The 20,190-nt window shown below is 69.0% G+C and carries 19 protein-coding genes; 5 read left to right on the top strand and 14 right to left on the bottom strand.

From position 1 onward, the window contains the following. The 7 genes from IBL26_RS10730 to IBL26_RS10700 all read right to left on the bottom strand — a co-directional run bounded on the left by IBL26_RS10730 (position 1) and on the right by IBL26_RS10700 (position 5,233). A complete protein-coding gene (locus IBL26_RS10730; RefSeq protein WP_187784478.1) occupies positions 1-570 on the bottom strand; it encodes a hypothetical protein in 570 nt (189 codons plus the stop codon). Positions 571-665: 95 nt separating this feature from the next. Next, positions 666-1,502 (bottom strand): phage capsid protein, encoded by an 837-nt coding sequence (locus tag IBL26_RS10725; protein ID WP_187784477.1) that lies wholly within the window; start codon positions 1,500-1,502, stop codon positions 666-668. Positions 1,503-1,711: 209 nt separating this feature from the next. Then, a complete protein-coding gene (locus IBL26_RS10720; RefSeq protein WP_187784476.1) occupies positions 1,712-2,449 on the bottom strand; it encodes a capsid assembly protein in 738 nt (245 codons plus the stop codon). A gap of 8 nt (positions 2,450-2,457) precedes the next feature. Further along, a complete protein-coding gene (locus tag IBL26_RS10715) occupies positions 2,458-3,897 on the bottom strand; it encodes a portal protein (protein WP_187784475.1) in 1,440 nt (479 codons plus the stop codon). Positions 3,898-3,901: 4 nt separating this feature from the next. Then, entirely contained in the window at positions 3,902-4,135 is a 234-nt protein-coding gene (locus IBL26_RS10710) for a hypothetical protein (protein WP_187784474.1), read from the bottom strand. A 172-nt stretch (positions 4,136-4,307) separates the two neighbouring features. Then, positions 4,308-4,841, bottom strand: coding sequence for a hypothetical protein (locus IBL26_RS10705; protein WP_241749246.1), 534 nt, complete (start codon positions 4,839-4,841; stop codon positions 4,308-4,310). A 41-nt stretch (positions 4,842-4,882) separates the two neighbouring features. After that, a complete protein-coding gene (locus IBL26_RS10700; protein WP_241749244.1) occupies positions 4,883-5,233 on the bottom strand; it encodes a hypothetical protein in 351 nt (116 codons plus the stop codon). A 240-nt stretch (positions 5,234-5,473) separates the two neighbouring features. On the opposite strand from IBL26_RS10700, the gene IBL26_RS10695 reads away from it, so the two are divergent. Further along, positions 5,474-6,121: a S24 family peptidase gene (locus IBL26_RS10695; protein WP_187784471.1), complete on the top strand. Its 648-nt coding sequence runs from the start codon at positions 5,474-5,476 to the stop codon at positions 6,119-6,121. Between the two features lie 63 nt (positions 6,122-6,184). Here IBL26_RS10695 and IBL26_RS10690 read toward each other — a convergent pair whose 3' ends face one another. Both IBL26_RS10690 and IBL26_RS10685 read right to left on the bottom strand, forming a co-directional pair. After that, positions 6,185-8,116 carry a phosphatidylglycerol lysyltransferase domain-containing protein gene (locus IBL26_RS10690; RefSeq protein ID WP_194443571.1) on the bottom strand — a complete coding sequence of 644 codons (1,932 nt, stop codon included), beginning with the start codon at positions 8,114-8,116 and terminating at the stop codon, positions 6,185-6,187. 5 nt (positions 8,117-8,121) lie between these two features. Beyond that, positions 8,122-9,768, bottom strand: a complete 1,647-nt coding sequence (locus tag IBL26_RS10685; protein ID WP_187784469.1) for a lysine--tRNA ligase — start codon at positions 9,766-9,768, stop codon at positions 8,122-8,124. 146 nt (positions 9,769-9,914) lie between these two features. Here IBL26_RS10685 and IBL26_RS10680 point away from each other — a divergent pair, with 146 nt between their 5' ends. The 3 genes from IBL26_RS10680 to IBL26_RS10670 all read left to right on the top strand — a co-directional run bounded on the left by IBL26_RS10680 (position 9,915) and on the right by IBL26_RS10670 (position 15,428). After that, positions 9,915-12,713, top strand: a complete 2,799-nt coding sequence (locus IBL26_RS10680) for an ATP-dependent DNA helicase (protein ID WP_241749242.1) — start codon at positions 9,915-9,917, stop codon at positions 12,711-12,713. Positions 12,714-12,766: 53 nt separating this feature from the next. Further along, positions 12,767-13,189, top strand: a complete 423-nt coding sequence (locus IBL26_RS10675; protein WP_187784467.1) for a tellurite resistance TerB family protein — start codon at positions 12,767-12,769, stop codon at positions 13,187-13,189. Between the two features lie 160 nt (positions 13,190-13,349). Further along, a complete protein-coding gene (locus IBL26_RS10670; protein WP_187784466.1) occupies positions 13,350-15,428 on the top strand; it encodes a prolyl oligopeptidase family serine peptidase in 2,079 nt (692 codons plus the stop codon). Here the strand turns inward: IBL26_RS10670 and IBL26_RS10665 are convergent. From IBL26_RS10665 to groES, 4 genes are all read right to left on the bottom strand, one after another. Next, entirely contained in the window at positions 15,420-15,821 is a 402-nt protein-coding gene (locus IBL26_RS10665) for a hypothetical protein (protein ID WP_187784465.1), read from the bottom strand. The genes IBL26_RS10670 and IBL26_RS10665 overlap by 9 nt on opposite strands. 266 nt (positions 15,822-16,087) lie before the next feature. After that, a complete protein-coding gene (locus IBL26_RS10660; RefSeq protein WP_187784464.1) occupies positions 16,088-16,291 on the bottom strand; it encodes a cold-shock protein in 204 nt (67 codons plus the stop codon). Positions 16,292-16,630: 339 nt separating this feature from the next. Further along, complete coding sequence (gene groL, locus IBL26_RS10655) at positions 16,631-18,268, bottom strand: chaperonin GroEL (protein WP_187784463.1); 1,638 nt, start codon at positions 18,266-18,268, stop codon at positions 16,631-16,633. Between the two features lie 56 nt (positions 18,269-18,324). Further along, entirely contained in the window at positions 18,325-18,615 is a 291-nt protein-coding gene (groES, locus tag IBL26_RS10650; RefSeq protein WP_187784462.1) for a co-chaperone GroES, read from the bottom strand. A gap of 268 nt (positions 18,616-18,883) precedes the next feature. Here groES and IBL26_RS10645 point away from each other — a divergent pair, with 268 nt between their 5' ends. Then, complete coding sequence (locus IBL26_RS10645) at positions 18,884-19,159, top strand: usg protein (RefSeq protein ID WP_187784461.1); 276 nt, start codon at positions 18,884-18,886, stop codon at positions 19,157-19,159. 88 nt (positions 19,160-19,247) lie between these two features. Here the strand turns inward: IBL26_RS10645 and IBL26_RS10640 are convergent, their stop codons facing one another. Then, entirely contained in the window at positions 19,248-20,174 is a 927-nt protein-coding gene (locus tag IBL26_RS10640) for an AEC family transporter (RefSeq protein WP_187784460.1), read from the bottom strand. Positions 20,175-20,190 lie beyond the last annotated feature (16 nt).

Below are 20,190 nucleotides of genomic sequence, written 5' to 3'. Positions count from 1 at the left end.
TCACCCCCGCGCCATGATCAGTGGAAAATCTTCCAGCGCCTGCGCCGTATTCTGCTGGCTGTCCGTCCGCCGCGCGTTGCGCAGCTCCGCATCGGCCAGCCGGTGCAGCAATTCGGCGCGGGAGGTGCTTTCGGTCAGCGGAATGCAGAACTCCGCCGCCAGCCGCGTTACCAACGCCGAAGCGAAGAAGGGCGGAAATTCGCTCTCCTCCGGCCGGAACACGTAGGTCAGCGTCACCTGCGCCGCATTGGTATGCAGCCTCTGCTCCTGCAGCCGGTACAGCAGGCCCCGCCCCGCCCCGCCACAGCCGGCCGACAGCACCCGCAGGAAATCGGCCGGCAGCTGGAAGGCGTGGCTGTAATCCGCATGCGGCACTTCCAGCAGGCGCGGCAGGTCCATCTGCCCCATGGCGAAGGACCACGGGTGGGAGGACAGCATCGCATCGCGCACGGAAGGATACAGGTTGGCCGCCACCTCCGCCTCGGCAGTGCCTTCGTCGAAGGAGGTGACGGGCTGCGCGCCGATCTTCAACAGCGCGCGCGAACAAAGGACGAGAGCGGAGAGCGCCATCGGAAAGCCTCCTGTGCAGCAGATGAGGGAAGTAAGGCCGGCCAGGGTTCCCCACTGGCCGGCCCATCGTCACGCCCCGAAGGCGCGCATCTGCATCAGGCCTCGAAGGCGCGCATCCGCACCACGCCGGTCTCGTCCACCAGCGCCGCGCCCTGGCTCATCATGTTGTTGACGAAGAAGGCGGCGCGGTCGCCATGCCAGGTGATGTCGGTGGAGACCTCCTGCGCCACCGCATGGCCGATGGCGGTCTTGTGGTAGAAGTAGCAGAAGCGCAGGTTGCCGCTCTTGGTCAGGCCCGAATGCGGCATCCAGGTCGCGCCCAGCCAGCGCTTGGCCTGCGTGCCCTTCCACGGCAGGTCGGCATCGCCGACATACTGGGTGTTGGCGAATTCCTCGATCTGCAGCAGCTGGCTCCACTGCTTCCAACCGACGATGGCGAAGCGGTTACCATCATCGGCCACGTCGGCGGCGCCCAGCATCTCGAAGGCCAGCAGCACCTTGGCCTTGGTCAGCCCGTCCGTATCGGTGGTACCAGCACCGGTGCCCACGGCTTCCCGCGTGCCCGCATCCAGCGCGGAGATGATCAGCTCGTCGGTCTTGCGCCCCAGCGCATAGGCGCCGGCATTGGCCACCACCGCGCGCTCGTCAATATTGGTCTTCAGCTCGTCCAGGCGGTCGATCCACTCGCCGGCATAATAGTCCTGCAGGAAGCATTCGACATGCGAATGCGCCAGGTTCATCACCGGCACCGCACCGTTGCGCGCCTTCGCCGCCGCCGTGCCGCGGCCGACGATCGGGAACACAGTGGAGGCACCGCGCACACCGCTCTTGCTGCGCACCGTCGGGCGCAGCTTGCTACCCTGGCGCTGGTAGGCCTCATGCACCTCGGACTCGAACTGCTTCGCGAAAACCTGGTCAATGGTGGCAGACATGCGTGTCGTCCTTGCTGGATGAAGGAATAGGGGAAGCAGCCCGCACCGCCCGGCTTGTCCCATCCGGGGCCGGCAATGCAGGCGCGCCGACGCGCCCGGCAATGCGGGTTGAGCGTGGCGAAATGTGGAGTTGGGCCGCCGGGGCGCTTCAGCGCCGCGCCGGCGGCCCCGCGGCAGGGCCGGTGTCCGGGCCCCTGCCGCGATAGGGTTCAGCCGTTGCCGAACAGGCGCTTGAAGCCGTCGCTCACGCGCTTGACGTATTCGGGCTCACGGCTGCGCCAGTAGCGTGGGTCACGCATCATCTTGCGCAACGCCTGCTCGTCAACATTCTCGGCCGGCGCGGCCTCGCGTGCCAGGCTGGGCTCGCCTTTCGCCATCATGGCATGCAGCGCCAGCACGCCCTCGGCGGTGGTGGAGAGCGCGGCAAATACCTGCGGGGGCAGGTTCGCCTTGCCCCAGGCGGTAATCTGCGGCGCGATGCGGCGGAACTGCGCCTCGCCACCCAGCGATTCCGCCAGCTTCGCCACCTGCTTCTGCGCCTCGTAATCGGCGGCCGCCTCGGCGATCAGCGGCAGCAACCGCTCGGCCGCCAGGTCATACACCAGCTGCACCTGGGTGCAGCTGAAACCGGCCTCATGCAGCTTGCGGTTCACCTCCGCATCCGGGCCACACATCTCGTGCTTAGCCTCGATGCTGTATTCATCAGGCGAGTCCGGTACACCGATCGCGCGGCGGAAGCGCAGCTTCTCCTCCTCGGGCGCATCCGGCGCCGGCGGCGCGAAGCGCTGGGACATGCGCTTCTCCAGCTCCTTGTATGATTTCAGCAGGGCATCGACGCGCAGCGCCTGCGCCTCGGCATCCCAGAACTTCTCCGGCACATCCTCCGGGCGAAGGGCAATCTCGCCGCTACGCGTTTCCGCAGCGGCCTCCAGCAGATTCTCGGACATGCGGTTCATCACTCCTCGATCGGGGCGGGGTTCAGAATCCCGGCCGGCGCGGCCAGCGCGCGGGCCAGGTGTCGGGTCGCCGCGGCGATGTCGATCTGCGCCGTGGCTTCAGCCCCCAGCGCCGACGCCGCCTGCAGGAACAGCAAGGTATTCGCCGCATCCGCCCTGCCCTGCACCCGGGCCAGGGGGGACTGGTAGGTCAGGCGCGCTTCCCGTCCATCCAGCAGCATCGGCGGCACTTCGCCGCGCCGGCGCAGGATGGAGAGGCAGCGCGCCACGAGCGGCGTCAGCAGCTCGGCCTGCAACCGTCCATAGGTCGCGCCCAGCAGGCGGGCGGTCTGGGCACTGCGCTCCAGCACCTCCGTCGCCGTCATGCGCGCATCCTGGGGCGAGGACAGACGGTCCGCCAGCAGCGCGCCACGAATGCGCTGCCGCAGATCATCCAGCACCAGCTGGGACACATCGAAATTCCCCGGTGCCGCCAGCGGCGTCAGGCCGGAAGAACCCGGTGCCTTGGGAATGATGGCACCCGGCGTCAGCCGCACCGTGGCGGGGTTCAGCACCCCGTCATCCTCGGCCTGCCAGATGCCCGTCGCGGCGATGGAGGCGTTCTTCAACACCAGCTCCACCACCTTGTTGGCGGTGCGGATGTCGGGCAGCGTCTTCATCACCGGCCCGCGCCCGTACGTCTCGCCCGGCGCCTTCAGCCAGCGGAAGGCAATGAACGGACTGTCCAGGAACCGGCCCGATGCCAGCGGCACCGCCCGCCCGTCATGGTCCAGCACCGCCATGAAGCCGCAGCCGCCATGCCCGTCCGGCCATACGGCCTCGACGACGCGCATCCGCGCCGCCGGCTCGTCCTCGCGCGGCTCCAGCCCCACCGGCAGCACGGCCGCCGGGTAGCGGCGCTGGATACCCGCAGCGTCCAGCATGTTGGCGCGGTAGATCGTGTCCAGCCGGCCGCCGGCGCCTTCCTCCAGCACCGCCTGGGTCAGCGGCACAGCGGTGAAGCGCAGCGCGCTGGTCTCGCCCGCCGGCGCCTCCTCCACCAGCAGCACGCCCGTGCCCGCCACCACCAGGTCCAGAAACGCCTGGTGCATCTCGGACGCGAAGTTGGAACGGTCGAAATGCCCCTGCAGCACTTCCGCCGCCTCTTCCAGCGCGGCGGCGGCGGCGGCGGCATCCGGCCCTTCCGCCAGCGCCCGGCTCGGCGCCAGGCCGAACCAGCGGGACCACGGCGGCGTTAGCTCGGCCAGCAGGCTGGCGGAAAGCTGCTCCGCCGCATCGGCCGCCGTGGCGTCATAGAGCATCGGCCCGCCAGCGCCCGGCGTCTGCGCCAACACGTGGTCGTAGCACTCGCGCCAGACGCTCTCCCAAGGCCGCCGGCGCTCCAGCGCGGCGTCGTAGCGCGCCAGCACCATCTCCGGCGTCATATCCTGCGGTCGCATCCGCTCATTCCCCCAGCAAGGTCTTGCGGGCACTCGCCACCGCCCGCGGTGCCGCCTCCAGCACCCCGCGGTCGGAGGTGGCGACGGTCCCGGCCATGCCGCGGCGGCCACGGTCCTGGTTCTCCAGCCGCGCCGTCTGCGCGGCGGTGGCCACGCTGGCGGGCGTCGCGGCCGGCGGGGCGACCGGCTCGGCAGCGGTCACCACCGTCGGCTTCGGGGCTTTGAACATCCCACCCATGCGCGTGCGGGCTCCTCTGGACTGTCAGCGATGAAAGGGGGCTCAACCCGCCGATCGGCAGCCTCAAAAAGCCACGGGCCCGGCCGAGAAGATCTCGGCGCGGGCCCGTGCAGTCTTGGGGGGATCGGGAGGAAGGTCAGCGAACGCAACTCGCCCGTTGACGAGACCGGTTCTAGGGGAATAAATTCCCCTCGTCAACGTTTATTTTCCTATATTCCAGCTTTTTCTCCAGCGCCCGGTACAGGCCACGCGGCGTCATGGCGAACGGCGCCCCCTGCCCCAACAGCGCCCGGCACACCGCGACGCAGGAATAGGGGGAGAATGCCGGCACCACGCCGCAATGCGGAGCCCCCGGCTCGAACGGCCCCAGCACCGTCAGGCCCGCGCGACGATAGAAGCCGGGCAGGTCGAAGCCCGGCACCAGCACCGGCCGCGCCACCAGCAAGCGGCCGGATAGCGGTTCCACCACCGTCCAGCCCTGCGCGTCCTCCACCGCGGCGAAGCAGTGGCGGAAGCCGGGCCGCAACAGCCGCAGCCACAACCGGTCCGCCCGCCCGCCGAAGCCGATCCACACGCGCTGCGCCCCCTCCGCCAACGCATGGCGGTGGGAGGGCCGAACGGACGACGCCGCCCCCCCTTCCGAGGAGGCGGCGCCACGCTGCCGCGCCACGGCGCGTACCCGTCCGCGCCCAGTGGGCGCGGGCATGTCTCCAGTCCGCCGCGCCGTCCTTGCCGTCGCCGCCCGCTTCATGCGCCGCCTCCCACCGCGCTGCGCGCCGCCAGTTCCACCACCTCAGCCATGCCGCCCAGCGGCGTCTCGCCCGCCACGATGCCCTTCATGCGCAGCGGCCAGTCCAGCCGCTGCATCGCCTCGTTCCAGATGCGCCAGTCGTTCCGCTCGCTCAGCTGGCGCGGGTCGGGCGCCATGCCCCGCTCCCCCCACAGCCGCATGATCCGCGCATGCACCAGGTCGATCCGCCGCTGGCGGTACAGCCGGTCCAGGCACTTCACGACGTCGTCGGGCTCGCAGGGGCGCTGCTTGCTGCCGGCACCGGCGACGATCCGCGCGCCCTCATGGCGTGCGACGAGGGCAGACATGGTCCAGATCCAGGCTTCTTCAGCGGATCGGAAGGGCTCGGCCTTGGCCATCGAGGAGAGAACCGGAACACTGTTGGTACGGAGAGCGGCGGGCATGGTGGGTGCGGTGTCCTTTCCTAAGAACCAATGAACATAACAGGAACATTAAGCCAGTTCTTTTAGGCGTCAACACCTAAATGTGATCATCTTCCTACGTTCAGACCCTTGCCTTTAGATTCAATGCCTAGGATGATCCGCCTCATGCGTCATGACGACATCTGGAGGGCCATCGATGCCCTGGCGGCGGAGCATGGTCTCTCCGCCTCCGGCCTCGCGCGCCGCGCAGGCCTCGACCCGACCGCCTTCAACCCTTCCAAGCGCGTCGGCAGCGACGGCCGGCCCCGCTGGCCCTCCACCGAATCCATCGCCAAGATCCTGGAAGCCACGGGCACGGAGATGGAGACCTTCGCCGGTCTCGTCACCGGCGCCCCCACGCTGCACAACAGCAGCCGCCCGAATCCGGGCCGCCGCATTCCGCTGCTGGGCCTGGCCCAGGCGGGCAGCGAGGGCTTCTTCGGCGATGGCGGCTACCCCGTCGGCGGCGGCTGGGACGAGATCAGCACGCCCGAGTTGTCAGACCCCAATGCCTATGCGCTGGAAATCTCCGGGGACAGCATGGAGCCGGTGTTCCGGGATGGAGACATCATCATCGTCTCTCCCAATTCCCCCGTCCGCCGCAGCGACCGCGTCGTCGTCCGCACGATGAAGGGGGAGGTCATGGCCAAGGAATTGCTGCGCCAATCCGCGCGCAAGATCGAGCTGGCGAGCCTGAACCCCGCCCACCCCAACTACAGCTTCGACCTGTCGGAAATCGCCTGGATGCACCGCATCCTCTGGGCCAGCCAGTAAAGCTGGCCCGTTCGGCCGCCCCTCAGGACGCGCCAACTTCAGTCACTCCCGCCTCCGGCTCACTCAGCCGGAGGCGATCGCGCCCTGGTCCCGCTGCATCTCTTCCAGCAGCCATTGCGGGTCGCTCTCCGCCTGGCACGCCAGATAGGTCCCGTCCGCCAGCGGCACCGCCGCCAGCCCGCTATCTTCATACACCCGCAGCAGATCCGGCCCGACCTGCCAGAAGGCATGCCGCACGCCGTTGCGCTCGCACAGGTCGCGGAAGTGCCAGATCACGGCAATGCGCGCCGCCTCGTCGCCCCCCGCCGGGTCACCCAGGCCGATCCACACGCCCTGCAGCTTGCGGAAGGCAAAGCCCGCCCCCGCATCGGCGAACACCGCCCCATCCGCCTGCTCGGGCGAGCACGCCCCCAGCCCGGCCAATCGCTGCCGCGTGGCCTCGTCATACACCGTCGGCGCCAACCGGGAAGGCCGCAACAAGCGGAACACTGCGCCCAGCAGCAGCACCACGCCGACGACAACGGCAAAGCGCAGGGAATCCGGCGCGTTGCTGGAGAACGGCACCTCCCACCACGGGTCATCCGTCAGCCCGCCCTGCCGCGCCACGCTGGCCAACAGCAGCGCGCAGCCCAGGCTGGCGGCCAGCGAGATCACCGTCCCCGCCGTCAGCGGCTCGGCGGTCAGCCTGGCATTGCGGTAGAAGGCGCTGCGCAGCCCCATCAACAGGCCGGCCGGCACCAGGAACAGCCCCACCATCCACCAGGGCTCGCCCTTCATCGCCATCACCAGCGCGCCCAGCAGCAGCAGCACGATGCCGGCGATACGCGCGATGCGCAGCCGCCGCAGCATCCCATAGGCCATCACCAGCAACAGCGAGCCGATGATCGATGCGGCGAAATGCCCCGCCAGCGCCACCCACTCGCCCGCCCGCTCGGCCAACCAGGTCCCGCGCGAGGGGAGCGCGCCAAAGAACAGCAGCGCCACGCCCATGATCGCCGTCAGCGCCGACAGCGCCGGCACTTCCAGCGAGTCCGCCACCCGCGCCTCGGTCCGCACCCGCTCCAGCACATGCCGGCGCTGGCTCAGCTCGAACCCGGCGAACAGAAGCCCGGCGATGAACAGCGGCACGATGTAGTAGTACAGCCGGAACAGGAACAGCGCGCCCACCACCTGCGGCGCCGGCACATAGGGCTGCAGCCCCAGCAGGATGACGGTGTCGAACACCCCGAGCCCGCCCGGCACGTTCGCCGCCAGCCCGGCCGAATACGCCGCCAGGTAGATGCCCAGGAAGCGCACGAAGGTCAGCCCGTCGGCCTCCGGCAACAGCACATAGAAGATCATGGTGGTGACGGCGACATCCACCACCGCCAGCGTCGTCTGCAGCAGCGCCATACGGAAACCGGGCAGGTCGATCTTGTGCCCGAACACCGTGAAATGCGGCAACACGCGGGAGAGTATGAGATACGCCCCCACCACGCCGAACAGCAGCAACCCCAGCCCGCTCATCACCCAGCGCGGCGCATTGTCGCCGAACCAGGGCAGGATCTCGGGTTCCAGCAGCAGCACCGCGCCGCCCAGCGCCATGCCGCCCAGCCCGAATGTCAGGCTGGTAAAGGCAATGACCTTGGCAATCTCGACCGGCGTCAGCCCCCAGGCCGCGTAGAACCGGTAGCGGATCGCCGCACCTGACACCGCCGCCACGCCCAGGTTATGCGCCAGCGTGTAGGCGCAGAACGAAGCCAGCGAGGTGCGGGAATAACTCACCGGCTTGCCCGCATAGACGGAACCCAGCCGGTCGTAGATGGTCAACACCGCATAGGCCAGCACGGTCCAGCCCGCCGCCAGCCACAACGCCCGGGCCGGCACCGCCGCCACCGCCGCGCGGATGTCGGACATGGAAAGAGTGCGAAACTCCTTCTGGACGACGTAGACAGCGCCAACCAGCAACAGCAGACCAAAGACCGTCGGCCCGTGGCGCCGTAGCAGGGTCAGCATGTTCTTCACGCGGGATCGACCTCTGCCGTCGCCGTGTCAGCGGGCCTTGCCAGCGCTTCCTCCACCAGCCGGATCGTCTCCGGAATACCGTAGGCGGCGGCGACGCTGCCGAAGCGCGGACCCTGGTCCGTCCCCACCAGCACCTGGTACAGGGCGCTGAACCAGCCACGGCTCACGCCGGGCCGCCCGCCATCCTTGGCCGGCACCAGGAACGGGTCCCGGCGCCCGGCGTCATAGACGTATTCCTGGATCTTCTCCGCCTGCGGCAAGCCCGGCGGCAGCGCCTCGATCTCGCCCTGGTGCTGCGTCAGCAACTGCACCAGCGCCTCGAAGGCCGGCCGCTCCTCCGCCGTCACCGCCCGCGGCTTCAGCCCGGGCAGGATGAAATCGCGCGAATACGCCACCGCGTACTCGACCATCTGGCCCAGCAGCGGCTGGTTCTCCGCCGTCGCCTCCGGCGCGTAGTTGCGCACGAAGCTCCACAGCCGCTCTGGCGTATCGGCGGCGGAGACGGTGACAAGATTCAGCAACATGCCGAAGGTCAGCGGCGGTTCCGGCGTGTTCGGCACCTCACCGCCATGGATGTGCCAGTCCGGGTTCGCCGGGTCGGCGGCGATGCGCAGCTTCTCGCGCTGTTGCAGGTACTCGTCCGTTGCGCGCGGGATCACGTCGAAATGCAGCCGCTTCGCCCGCCCGGGCTGGCCGTACATGAAATAGGCCAGGCTCTCCGGCGGCGCGTAGCGCAGCCATTCCTCGATCGTCAGCCCATTGCCCTTGGACTTGCTGATCTTCTGCCCGCTGGCATCCAGGAACAGCTCGTAGGTCATGCTGACCGGCGGCTCCGCCCCCAGCACCCGGCAGATGGCCGAGGACAGCTTCACGCTGTCGATCAGGTCCTTGCCGGACATCTCGTAATCGACGCCCAGGGCGAACCAGCGCATGGCCCAGTCGGCCTTCCACTGCGCCTTCACATGCCCGCCGGTCACCGGCGTCTCAAACCGCTCGCCCGTCTCCGGGTCCTGCCACACCACGGTGCCGGACGCCGCGCGGACCTCCTCCATCGGCACCTGCATCACCACGCCGGTCTTCGGGTGCACCGGCAGGAAGGGCGAATAGGTGGCGCGCCGGTCCGGCCCCAGCGTCGGCAGGATCACCTGCCGCACTTCCTCATGCATCTCCAGCATCCGCAGCAGCGCCGCGTCGAACCGGCCGGACTTGTAGTAGTCGGTGGCGGAGGCGAACTGGTACTCGAAGCCGAAGGCGTCCAGGAAGGCGCGCAGCCGGGCGTTGTTGTGCGCCCCGAAGCTGTCATGCGTGCCGAAGGGGTCGGGGATGGCGCTCAGGCTCTTGCCCAGGTGCTGCCGCAGCACGTCGCCATTCGGTACGTTGTCCGGCACCTTGCGCAGGCCGTCCATGTCGTCGCTGAAGGCCAGCAGCTTGCCGGGCAGCCCGGTCAGGCGCGTGAAGGCGTTCCGCACCCAGCTGGTGCGCGCCACCTCGCCGAAGGTGCCGATATGCGGCAGGCCGGAGGGGCCGTAGCCCGTCTCGAACAGCGCCGTTTTCTTCCCGCTCGCTTCCAATCGGTCGGCGACCTTGGCGGCTTCCTCGAAGGGCCAGGCCTTGATGGTACGGAGCGTGGGATCGGCGTTCATGCCCGCCCCATGCCAGCGCAACGGTCCAGGGTCAACGCGCCGTTTCCACGGGGCACCCGCCCGTTGAAAGCTTTGATCGGCCAGCCTCGCCCCGGCGTGGCCTCGTTCGCCTTTTGCCCCTACATAGGGGCGTGCCCTCGCCGCCCTTGCCCCCCCGCCTCCTGCTGCCCGCCGCGCCCGCGCTGATCGCGGCGCCCCATGGCGCCAGCGTCCTGCTGACCCCGGATGGCGAGCTCTCCACCCTCTCCGCCCGCAAGACGCTGGAGGCGCTGGAGGAACTCGGCCCGCCCATCCTGGTCCACGCCCCCGCCACCGCCAAGCGCCTCGGCGTCGGCGCCATCCCCGGTGCGTATGACCTGCTGGAATTGTATGCCTTCGCCCTGCCGGCACAGCCCGCCGCCCCCACGCCGCGCGGCCTGGCCATCGCACTGGACCTGCCGCCGCCGGACGACGCCGAAGCCGCCGCCGCCCTGCTGCCGGAAATCGCCACCGAGATCCTCCGCCGCCTCGCCCGCGCCCGCAACGCGCTGCCCAACCGGGATGTCGCCATGCTGGCCGCCCGGCTACGGGATGCCATGCACTGGCCCTGGGCGGATTCCATCCTCGCCGCCCTCGGCCAACCCCAGGCCCGCGGCAGCAATGACGGGCTGAAAGTCTGGCGCACCATGCCGGAATGGGAGGAAGCCGCCCCCGCCCAGCCCCCCGGCAACCTGCCCGTCTCCCCGGCCGAGGCCCGCACCCGCCTGGCCGAGATCCTGGGCGAAGGCGCCGAGGAACGCCCCTCCCAGGGCGATTTCGCCAGCGCCGCCAGCATGGCCTTCGCCCCGCGGGACGTCCCCGGCGAACCCCGCCTGGTCCTTGCCGAGGCCGGCACCGGCACCGGCAAGACCCTGGGCTACGTCGCCCCTGCCAGCCTCTGGGCGGAACGCAACGGCGCCCCGGTCTGGATCGCCACCTACACCCGCAACCTGCAGCGCCAGCTGGACCAGGAACTCGCCCGCCTCTACCCGGACCCGGAGGAACGCCGCCGCAAGGTCGTCATCCGCAAGGGGCGGGAGAACTATCTCTGCCTGCTGAACTTCGACGAAGCCGTCAGCGGCGCCATGCCCGGCCGTATCCTCGCCCTCGCCCTCGTCGCCCGCTGGGCCGGCGCCTCGCGGGACGGAGACCTGATGGGCGGCGACTTCCCCGGCTGGATCGCCGAGCTCTTCCCGTCCGGCGCCGTCTCCCTGCTGTCGGACCGCCGGGGCGAGTGCATCCACTCCGCCTGCCCGCACTGGAAGCGCTGCTTCGTCGAGCACTCCATCCGCCGCGCCGCCACCGCCAACCTGGTGGTCGCCAACCACGCCCTGGTCATGGTCCAGGCCGCGCTCGGCCCCAAGGGCGGCGGCGGCTCCAGCGAGGACGGCCCCGCTCTTCGCTACGTGTTCGACGAAGGCCACCATTTGTTCGACGCGGCGGACGGCGCCTTCTCCGCCGCCCTTTCCGGCGCCGAGATGGCGGAGCTGCGCCGCTGGCTGCTCGGCAATGAAGGCGGCCGCAGCCGCGCCCGTGGCCTGCGCCGCCGGCTGGAGGAGCTGCTCCCCGCCCATCCCAGCCTCATCCCCCCGCTGGAACACACGGAACAGATGGCCCGCGCCCTGCCCGCCTCTGGCTGGTGGGACCGCTGGGAAGACCTGCCCGACCCGGACAACCCCCGCCCCGGCGAGGCCTTCCTGCGCGCCACCCGCATCCAGGTCCTGGCCCGCACGGCGGAAGCCGATACGCTCTACGATGCCGAGACCGACCTGCACCCGCTGCACGAGGATCTCCCCGCCGCGGCCACCGCCCTGGAATCGGCGCTGGAGCGCCTGCGCGACCCGCTGAAGCATCTCTCCAAGTTGCTCACCGACATCCTGGAAGATCCCGACCAGGAATTGGAAACCGGTGACCGCATCCGCCTGGAAACCGCCAGCCGCAGCATCGAGCGCCGCGCCCTCATCCCCGTCGTCGCCTGGCTCTCCATGCTGCGCCAGTTGCGGGAGGAGCCGCCAGAGCCCGGCACCCGGCCCCTCTATGTCGACTGGCTGGCCCTGACCCGGCGCGAAGGCCGCGACATCGATGCCGGCCTGCACCGCCACTGGCTGGACCCGACAGTGCCCTTCGCCATGCAAGTGGCCGCGCCCGCCCACGGCGTGCTCATCGCCTCCGCCACGCTGCGCGACAATTCCGCCAAGCGCGACCCTGAGGCCGCCTGGCGCGAGGCCGAGGCCCGCACCGGCGTCCAGCACCTGCCCAACCCCGCCATCCGCGCCGCCGTCCCCTCGCCCTTCGACTACGCCAGCCAGACCCTGGCCATCGTGGTGGATGACATGAACCGGGACAGCCCCGGCCAGGTCGCCGCCGCCATGCAGCAACTCTTCATCGCCGCGGGCGGCGGCGCCCTCGGCCTGTTTACCGCCATCCGGCGGTTGCGGGACGTACACGCCCGTATCGCCCCCGCCCTGGCCGAGGCCGGCCTGCCCCTCTACGCCCAGCATGTCGATGCGATGGACAGCGCCACCCTCATCGACATCTTCCGGGCGGAGGAGGAATCCTGCCTCCTCGGCACCGATGCGCTGCGCGACGGCGTCGATGTTCCCGGCCGCGCACTGCGCCTGCTGGTGTTCGACCGCGTGCCCTGGCCCCGCCCCTCCATCCTGCACCGGGAGCGGCGGATTCATCTCTCCGGCGGCCGGCCGACCTCCTATGATGACGGCATCGCCCGGCACCGCCTGCGCCAGGCCTTCGGCCGCCTCATCCGCCGCGCCGACGACCGTGGCGTCTTCGTGCTGCTGGACCCGCGCACCCCCTCCCGCCTGCTGGCCGGCCTGCCGGAAGGCGTCGTCCCGCGCCGCCTGGGCCTGGCCGAGGCCGTGCGCCAGACCGCCGCTTTTCTTGCATCTCCCGCGCTCCCGCCGGGTTGAAGCGCAGACCCGGCCACGATACGCCAGTCAGCAACGAAGGAAGCACGCCCGCCATGCCGCAGACCAAGACCCACTTCACCGTCCACGAAGCGCTGATCTGCGCCATGGTGCTGATGTCCGCCGCCGACCAGCACATGTCGGACGCCGAACTGGGCATGATGGCGCGGCTGGTACAGGAACTGCCCGTCTTCACCGGCTTCCAGGCGCAGGAGATCGAGCCGGTCACCGAAACCTGCCTGGCCCTGCTCGGCCACGCCGAGGGGCTGGACCGCGCCTTCAACCTGATGCGGGACGCCCTGCCGCAGCGCCTGCGGGAGACCGCCTACCTGCTGGCCTGCGAAGTCGCCGCCGCCGATGGCGAGGCGACGCAGGAGGAACTGCGCTTCCTGCAGGATTTCCGCATCGGCATGGACCTCGACCGCCTGATCGCCGGCGCCATCGAGCGCGCCGCCAAGGCCCGCTACCAGATGGCCTGACCGCAGGCCGCGCCGGCGCGCCCGCATCCCACGATCATCCGGTCGTGTGGCGCAGGCCCCGGCGCTTCCGTGCAGCCCGCACTCCCACCCTCCGTTTGATCGCGTGATCCTCCTCCCCGGCTGACCGGGTCCGGGACGATCCCGCCGAAAGGTCACCCGCATGACCCTGGCCCCCGACGCCCGCCCCACCATCGACGCCCCGGACGACGATCCCTTCCTGTGGCTGGAGGACGTCGAGGGCGCCGAGGCCCTGGCCTGGGTCGAGGCCCAGAACGACAAGACCCTCTCCCGCCTTTCAGACGCCCGCGTCGCCGCCGACGCCCAGGCGGTGCAGGCGGCGATGGACCGGCCGGACAAGATCCCGCACATCACCCGCCGCGGTGGCCTGATCTACAATTTCTGGAAGGACGGCCAGAACCCGCGCGGCCTGTGGCGCCGCACGACGGAAGCCGGCTATCGCCAGGACACCCCGCCCTGGGACATCCTGCTGGACCTTGACGCACTGGTGAAGGCGGAGGGTGAGGACTGGATCTGGCACGGCAGCGTCGTCATCCACGCCACGCATGACCGCGCCATCCTGAAGCTGTCGCGCGGCGGCGGCGACGCCGTGGTGCTGCGCGAGTTCGACATCCCGTCCCGCAGCTTCGTCGACGGCGGCTTCCACCTGCCCGAGGCCAAGAGCGGCGTGGAATGGCTGGACCGCGACACGCTGCTGCTCTCCTCCGCCCTCGGCGAGGGCATGGCCACCAGCTCCGGCTATTCCCGTACCATCCGCCTCTGGTCCCGTGGCCAGGACCCGGCCGAAGCCGCCGTGCTGTTCGAGGTCCCCGCCGACCACATGGGCGCCTGGGGCAGCGTCGACCGCACCTCCGGCGCCGAGCGCCTGGTCTTCATCGACCAGATCGGCTTCTACGATTTCGTCGTGCATCTGGGCGACCGCACCGGCCCCCGCCAGCGTGTCGCCACCCCCACCGACCTGCGCATCAACTGGTTCGGGGACCGCGTCGCCCTGCAGCCGCGCACGCCCTGGACCGTCGGCGGCACCACCTATGCGCCGGACATGCTGCTCGGCACCTCCCTCTCCAGCCTGCTGGCCGGCGAGCCCCGCCTGCAAGTGCTGTTCGAACCCGCCGAGCGCCGCGCCCTGAGCAGCTACTCCTGGTGCGGCGGCGCCCTCGTCGTCTCCGAGCTGGACGACCTCCGCCCCCGCTTCACCATCTGGACGCCGGGCGACGCGCAATGGACGCCACGCGCCCTGGACGGCCTGCCCGAGATCGGCGTCGTCGATGTCTGGCCGCTGGATGCGGATGCCGAGGAATCCGACGGCACCCTGCTGGCCATGACGCAGGACCCGGTGACGCCACCCACCCTGCTGCAAACCGCCATCACCCCCGCCACCCCCCTGGTCCTCCGCCAGGCACCGCGCATCTACAATGCGGACGGTCTGCGCGTGACGCGCCACGAGGCCATCTCCTCGGATGGCGAGCGCATCCCCTACGTCCAGACGGGCCCGGAGGCCGAGACCGGCGACGCCCCCGTGCATCTCACCGGCTATGGCGGGTTCCAGATCCCGGTCATGCCCTACTACAAGGGCAGCATCGGCCAGCTCTGGCTGGAACGCGGCGGCACCGCGGTCACCGCCAGCCTGCGCGGCGGCGGCGAATTCGGCACACGCTGGCACGAGGCCGGGCGGCGGGACCGGAAGTACCTGTCGCACAACGATTTCGCCGCCGTGGCGGCGGACCTCGCGCGGCGCGGCGTCACCACTCCTGGCCGCATCGCGGCGGAAGGCGGCTCCAATGGCGGCCTGCTGATCGCCAATATGCTGACCCGCTATCCGGAGCGGTTCGGCGCCCTGTTCTGCACCATCCCGCTGATCGACATGCGGCGCTACACCAAGCTGCTGGCGGGGGCGAGTTGGATCGCCGAGTACGGCGACCCCGACAAGCCCGAGGACTGGGCCTTCATCCGCCACTTCTCCGCCTACCATGTCGCGGAAGCCGGCAAGCCCTACCCGCCCATCCTGATCGCGACGACGCGGCGGGATGACCGCGTCCACCCCGCCCATGCCCGCAAGATGGCGGCGAAGCTGCAGAAGCTCGGCTACGACGCCCGTTTCTACGAGCCCACAGCCGGTGGCCATGGCTATGGCAAGGACAATGCGGAGGCCGCCCGCTTCATGGCCCTCGGCGCCGCCTTCCTGCGCCGCGCCATCGGCTGGGAAGCCGAATCAGAATAGGACGCTGAGGCCCGCCAACCCGACCATCGGGCGCGGGCCGTCTACCGGCTCCACCCCCGCGCTGACCATGGCACGGACAGACACCTTCCCTCCGCCCGAGAAGCTGCGCAGCTGGTACCGCCCGCCCAGCCCGACCTGTGGCCGGCCATCGAACACATTCTTGATGTCCATGCCGAAGGGTGACTGCCCGGCAAAGCGGATCGCCCGGCCGCTGGCCTCCGGCGTCATCAGCCGCGTCACCAGATACCCGCCGCTCCCGGTCGAATAAGGCAGCGCCCCGCCAAATGCGGCGCTGACGCTGACATCGCTCCACCAGTTCTCCTGTGCCGAGGCCGGCACGGCGAAAACCAGCGAAATCAACGTGAGGGCGATCGCAATGAGTTGAGCAGGCATGGCGGAAACCCTTTCCGCGAAGTGAAGATGCTTGCCCTTACCGCGAACGTGTGCGTTGCAGCAAACACATTTGCCCTATTTTCGCCTTTTTTATGCCTCCGTTGAACAGTGCTCATGGCTCTTCACCCGTAACGCGCATCGCCCACGAAAAACGGCCCGTACCTTCCGGTACGGGCCGCCTCGGCAGGCACCTGCCCACCCAATTCGTCTGTCACGGCACTACTCGCGGCTGATGCCAGCCGGCGGTGGATGTCACATGATGAGCGTCACAGCGGCTTCAGGTTGGTCGCGGCAGCCTTGCCACGCTCCTGCACCACGTCGAAGCTGACCTTCTGGTTTTCCTGCAGGCCCTGCAGGCCCGCCCGCTGCACGGCGGTGATGTGCACAAACACATCCTTCCCGCCATCCTCCGGCACGATGAAGCCGAAGCCCTTGGTCGCGTTGAACCACTTCACGGTGCCCATCGCCATGCGGCGCGCTCCTTCTCTGACATCGCCAGGGCGCCTATCGCCTGGCAGGCTTCCACCCCGTGTTACCGCTTGTGGCAGCCGGATGTCCGGAGGCACGGCAAGGCGATCAGCAGCGGTTGGCCACCCAAGTGGGCCAGATCGTCAATCCCCTGTCAACGCAAACCCGCCACCCGCGCAGCACAGGCCTGGAGCCCGATGGCCTGATGCCGGGGCGGCCCCAAAACCCCTTCGTGCCAGTCAAAGTGGCGAGTTAAGCACCGTGTCCACACCAGCTTCCAGCCATGAAAAAGGGGCGGCCCTTGCAGGCCGCCCCCTTCCCGAACACCGATCTCAGAGAGATCAGAAGTCCATGTCGCCCATGCCACCGCCCGGGCCGCCGGCCGGGGCCGACTTACGCTCGGGGCGCTCAACGATCAGCGCCTCGGTCGTGATCAGCAGGGAAGCGACGGAAGCCGCATCCTGCAGAGCCGTACGAACGACCTTGGTCGGGTCGATGATGCCGGCCGCGACCAGGTCCTTGAACTCGCCGGTCTGGGCGTCGTAGCCGAAGTTGTAGGTGTCGTTGCGGAGCACGTCGCCCACCACAACCGCACCGTCCTCACCGGCGTTCTCGGCGATCTGCTTCGCCGGCGCCTGGATGGCGCGACGAACGATCTCGACGCCGACGCGCTGGTCGTCGTTGTCGACCTTCACGTTCGCCAGCTTGGTGGAGGCGCGAACCAGGGCAACACCGCCGCCCGGCACGATGCCTTCCTCAACCGCGGCGCGGGTCGCGTGCAGCGCGTCGTCAACGCGGTCCTTGCGCTCCTTCACCTCAACCTCAGTCGCACCGCCGACGCGGATGACGGCGACGCCGCCAGCCAGCTTCGCCAGGCGCTCCTGCAGCTTCTCGCGGTCGTAGTCGGAAGTGGTCTCTTCCACCTGCGCCTTGATCTGCTCGACGCGGCCCTTGATCTGATCCTTGGAGCCGGCACCATCGACGATCGTGGTGTTTTCCTTCTCGATGCGGATCGTCTTCGCCTGACCCAGCTGGGCCAGCGTCACCGTCTCGAGCTTGATGCCCAGGTCCTCGGAGATGACCTCGCCACCCGTCAGGATCGCGATGTCTTCCAGGATCGCCTTGCGGCGGTCGCCGAAGCCCGGCGCCTTCACGGCGGCGATCTTCAGGCCACCACGCAGCTTGTTGACGACCAGGGTGGCCAGGGCCTCGCCCTCGACGTCCTCAGCCACGATCACCAGCGGACGGCCGGACTGCACGACGGCTTCCAGCAGCGGCAGCAGCGGCTGCAGCGTGGAGAGCTTCTTCTCGTGGATCAGGATGTACGGGTTGTCGAGCTCGGCGACCAGCTTCTCAGCGTTGGTCACGAAGTACGGGGAGATGTAGCCGCGGTCGAACTGCATGCCCTCGACGACGTCCAGCTCGGTCTGGATGCCCTTGGCTTCCTCGACCGTGATGACGCCCTCGTTGCCGACCCGCTCCATCGCCTCGGCGATGATCTGGCCGATCTCGGTCTCGCCGTTGGCGGACAGAGAGCCAACCTGCGCCACTTCGGCGGAGGTCGTGATCTTCTTGGAGTTGGCCTTCAGCTCCTCGACGACAACGGCCACGGCCTTGTCGACGCCGCGCTTCAGGTCGAGCGGGTTGAGGCCGGCGGCCACCGACTTCGCGCCCTCGCGGATGATGGCCTGGGCCAGCACGGTCGCGGTGGTGGTGCCGTCGCCGGCCAGGTCGTTCTGCTTGTTGGCAACTTCGCGGACCAGGGCGGCGCCCAGGTTCTCGAACTTGTCGAACAGCTCGATTTCCTTGGCGACCGTCACACCGTCCTTGGTGATGCGCGGGGAGCCGAAGGACTTGTCGATGACGACGTTACGGCCCTTGGGGCCCAGCGTCACCTTGACGGCGTCGGCCAGGATGTCCACGCCGCGCAGCAGCTTCTCGCGCGCGCCGGCGCCGAACTTAACTTCTTTAGCAGCCATAATATGTGACCTCGTTTGTTCTGTTGGAACCGTAAGGCGATCTCAAGCCAGCCAGATCAGGCGGCGAGAATGCCCAGGATGTCGGATTCCTTCATGATCAACAGGTCTTCGCCCTTGATCTTGACTTCGGTGCCCGACCACTTGCCGAACAGAACGCGGTCACCCGCCTTCACTTCCAGGGCAACCAGCTCGCCCTTGTCGTTCCGCGCGCCAGCGCCGACGGAGACGATCTCGCCTTCCTGCGGCTTTTCCTTGGCGGTGTCGGGAATGATGATGCCACCAGCGGTCTTCTCATCGGCGGTCAGCCGGCGAACGACAACGCGGTCATGCAGTGGACGAAAGCTCATAGACCTCTCCTCGACGCCCTTCAAATATGGCGCATCCAGTGATGGTTCTCTCCCCCGGACCGGCAAGCCCTGTCAGCACTCACCCCAGGAGAGTGCTAGCGATCTAGGTGGGTCTGAAGCTTTCGTCAAGCGTTTGTCAGCACTCTAGGGCCGTGAGTGCTAATGAATTGAAACCAAATGTTTTTCTTGCCTCCCCTATCCTGCTCCATGCCATCCTCCCCCAAGGCAGGAAAGGCCAGGACCGCATATCGACGGAAAGGGTAAGGACATGTTGTTGCGTGACATCGATTCCTTCGTGCGTATCCCCGACTGGCGGCTGACCACCGCGGAGATCCTCTACCACCTGCCGGATCACCCAGCGGTGCTCCAGACCTTCATCTGGCAGAAGGTGGATCACGCCCCCGATTTTCCCCAATTGCACCGTTTCCTGGAATTCTGGCGCCGGGATATCGAAGGCCCCCTGCACTCGGTGCGCGTGGCCTCCGCCGCCCTCACCCGCCCGGCCGAATTCCGCTACGCCAACGGTGAGTTCCGCCTGCACTGAGGCGCCGCCAAACCAAGGGCTGGCGGACTGTCCCCAGGCCACCAGCCCCGCCGGCGGGCGACGGAAGGCGATGCCCGCCCGTCCCGCCTCAGCCGGCCTGCAGCATCAGCGTCAGCGCCGCCACCGTGAAGACCGACAGCAGGGTGGAGAGCAGCACCGTGGCGCCGGACCGCTCCGCCCCCGCATTGTAGCGGCGGGAGAGGAAGAAGGCGTTGGCCCCGGTCGGCATGGCCGCCGCCAGCAGCGCCACCGCCATCTGCAGCGGCGGCAGCCCGATGGCGCGCCCGACCAGCCAGACCAGCAACGGCATGCACAGCAGCTTCAAGGCCGAGCACAGCAGCGCCGAGGGCCAGTCGCGCCTCGCATCGAAGGCCACCAGCGTGGCACCCAGGCAGAACAGGGCGGTAGGGGCCGCCGCCAATCCGGTCATCTGCAGGAAGCGCCGAGCCGCCTCCGGCACCGGAATCTGCGCCTGGTACACCACGAAGCCCAATGTCACGGCGATGACGATGGGGTTCTGCGCCACCGAGACCAGCGTGGACTTCAGGATCTTCAGCACCGGCGCGCGGCCGCTCTGGGCAATCTCACCCACGATGGTGCCGATCGGCAGCAGGATCAGCGAATGCAGGCCGACGATCGCCAGCAACTGCGCCAGCCCCGCCTCCCCATAGAAGGCCAGCACCAGTGGGATGCCGATCATGGCGGTGTTGCCGAAGGCGGCGTTCAGCCCGAACGTCCCGGCCTCGCCCAACTTCATCCGCAACACGAAGCGTGCCACCAGCATCGCCAGCGCATAGGCCGCCAGGCAGCCGCTGAAGAAGGCCAGCGCCGTCGCCCCGCCACCCTGGTGGGGGGACGTCGCGCCGTTGAAGATCAGGCACGGCATCGCCAGACGGAACACGAAGTCGCTCAGCCCGCGCAGCCCCTCGTCGCTGACCCACTTCTTCTTGGCGGAGGCGTAGCCCAGCCCGATCAGGACGAAGATCGGCAGGACGATCTCCAGCAGCATCATCATGAAGCCGCGCCTGCCC

Origin of the sequence: Teichococcus aerophilus (assembly GCF_014490485.1) — a bacterium.
GTDB classification, from domain to species: domain Bacteria; phylum Pseudomonadota; class Alphaproteobacteria; order Acetobacterales; family Acetobacteraceae; genus Pseudoroseomonas; species Pseudoroseomonas aerophila.
Note: the sequence above shows the minus strand (reverse complement) of the source record. Positions and strands in the feature narration are given on the sequence as shown.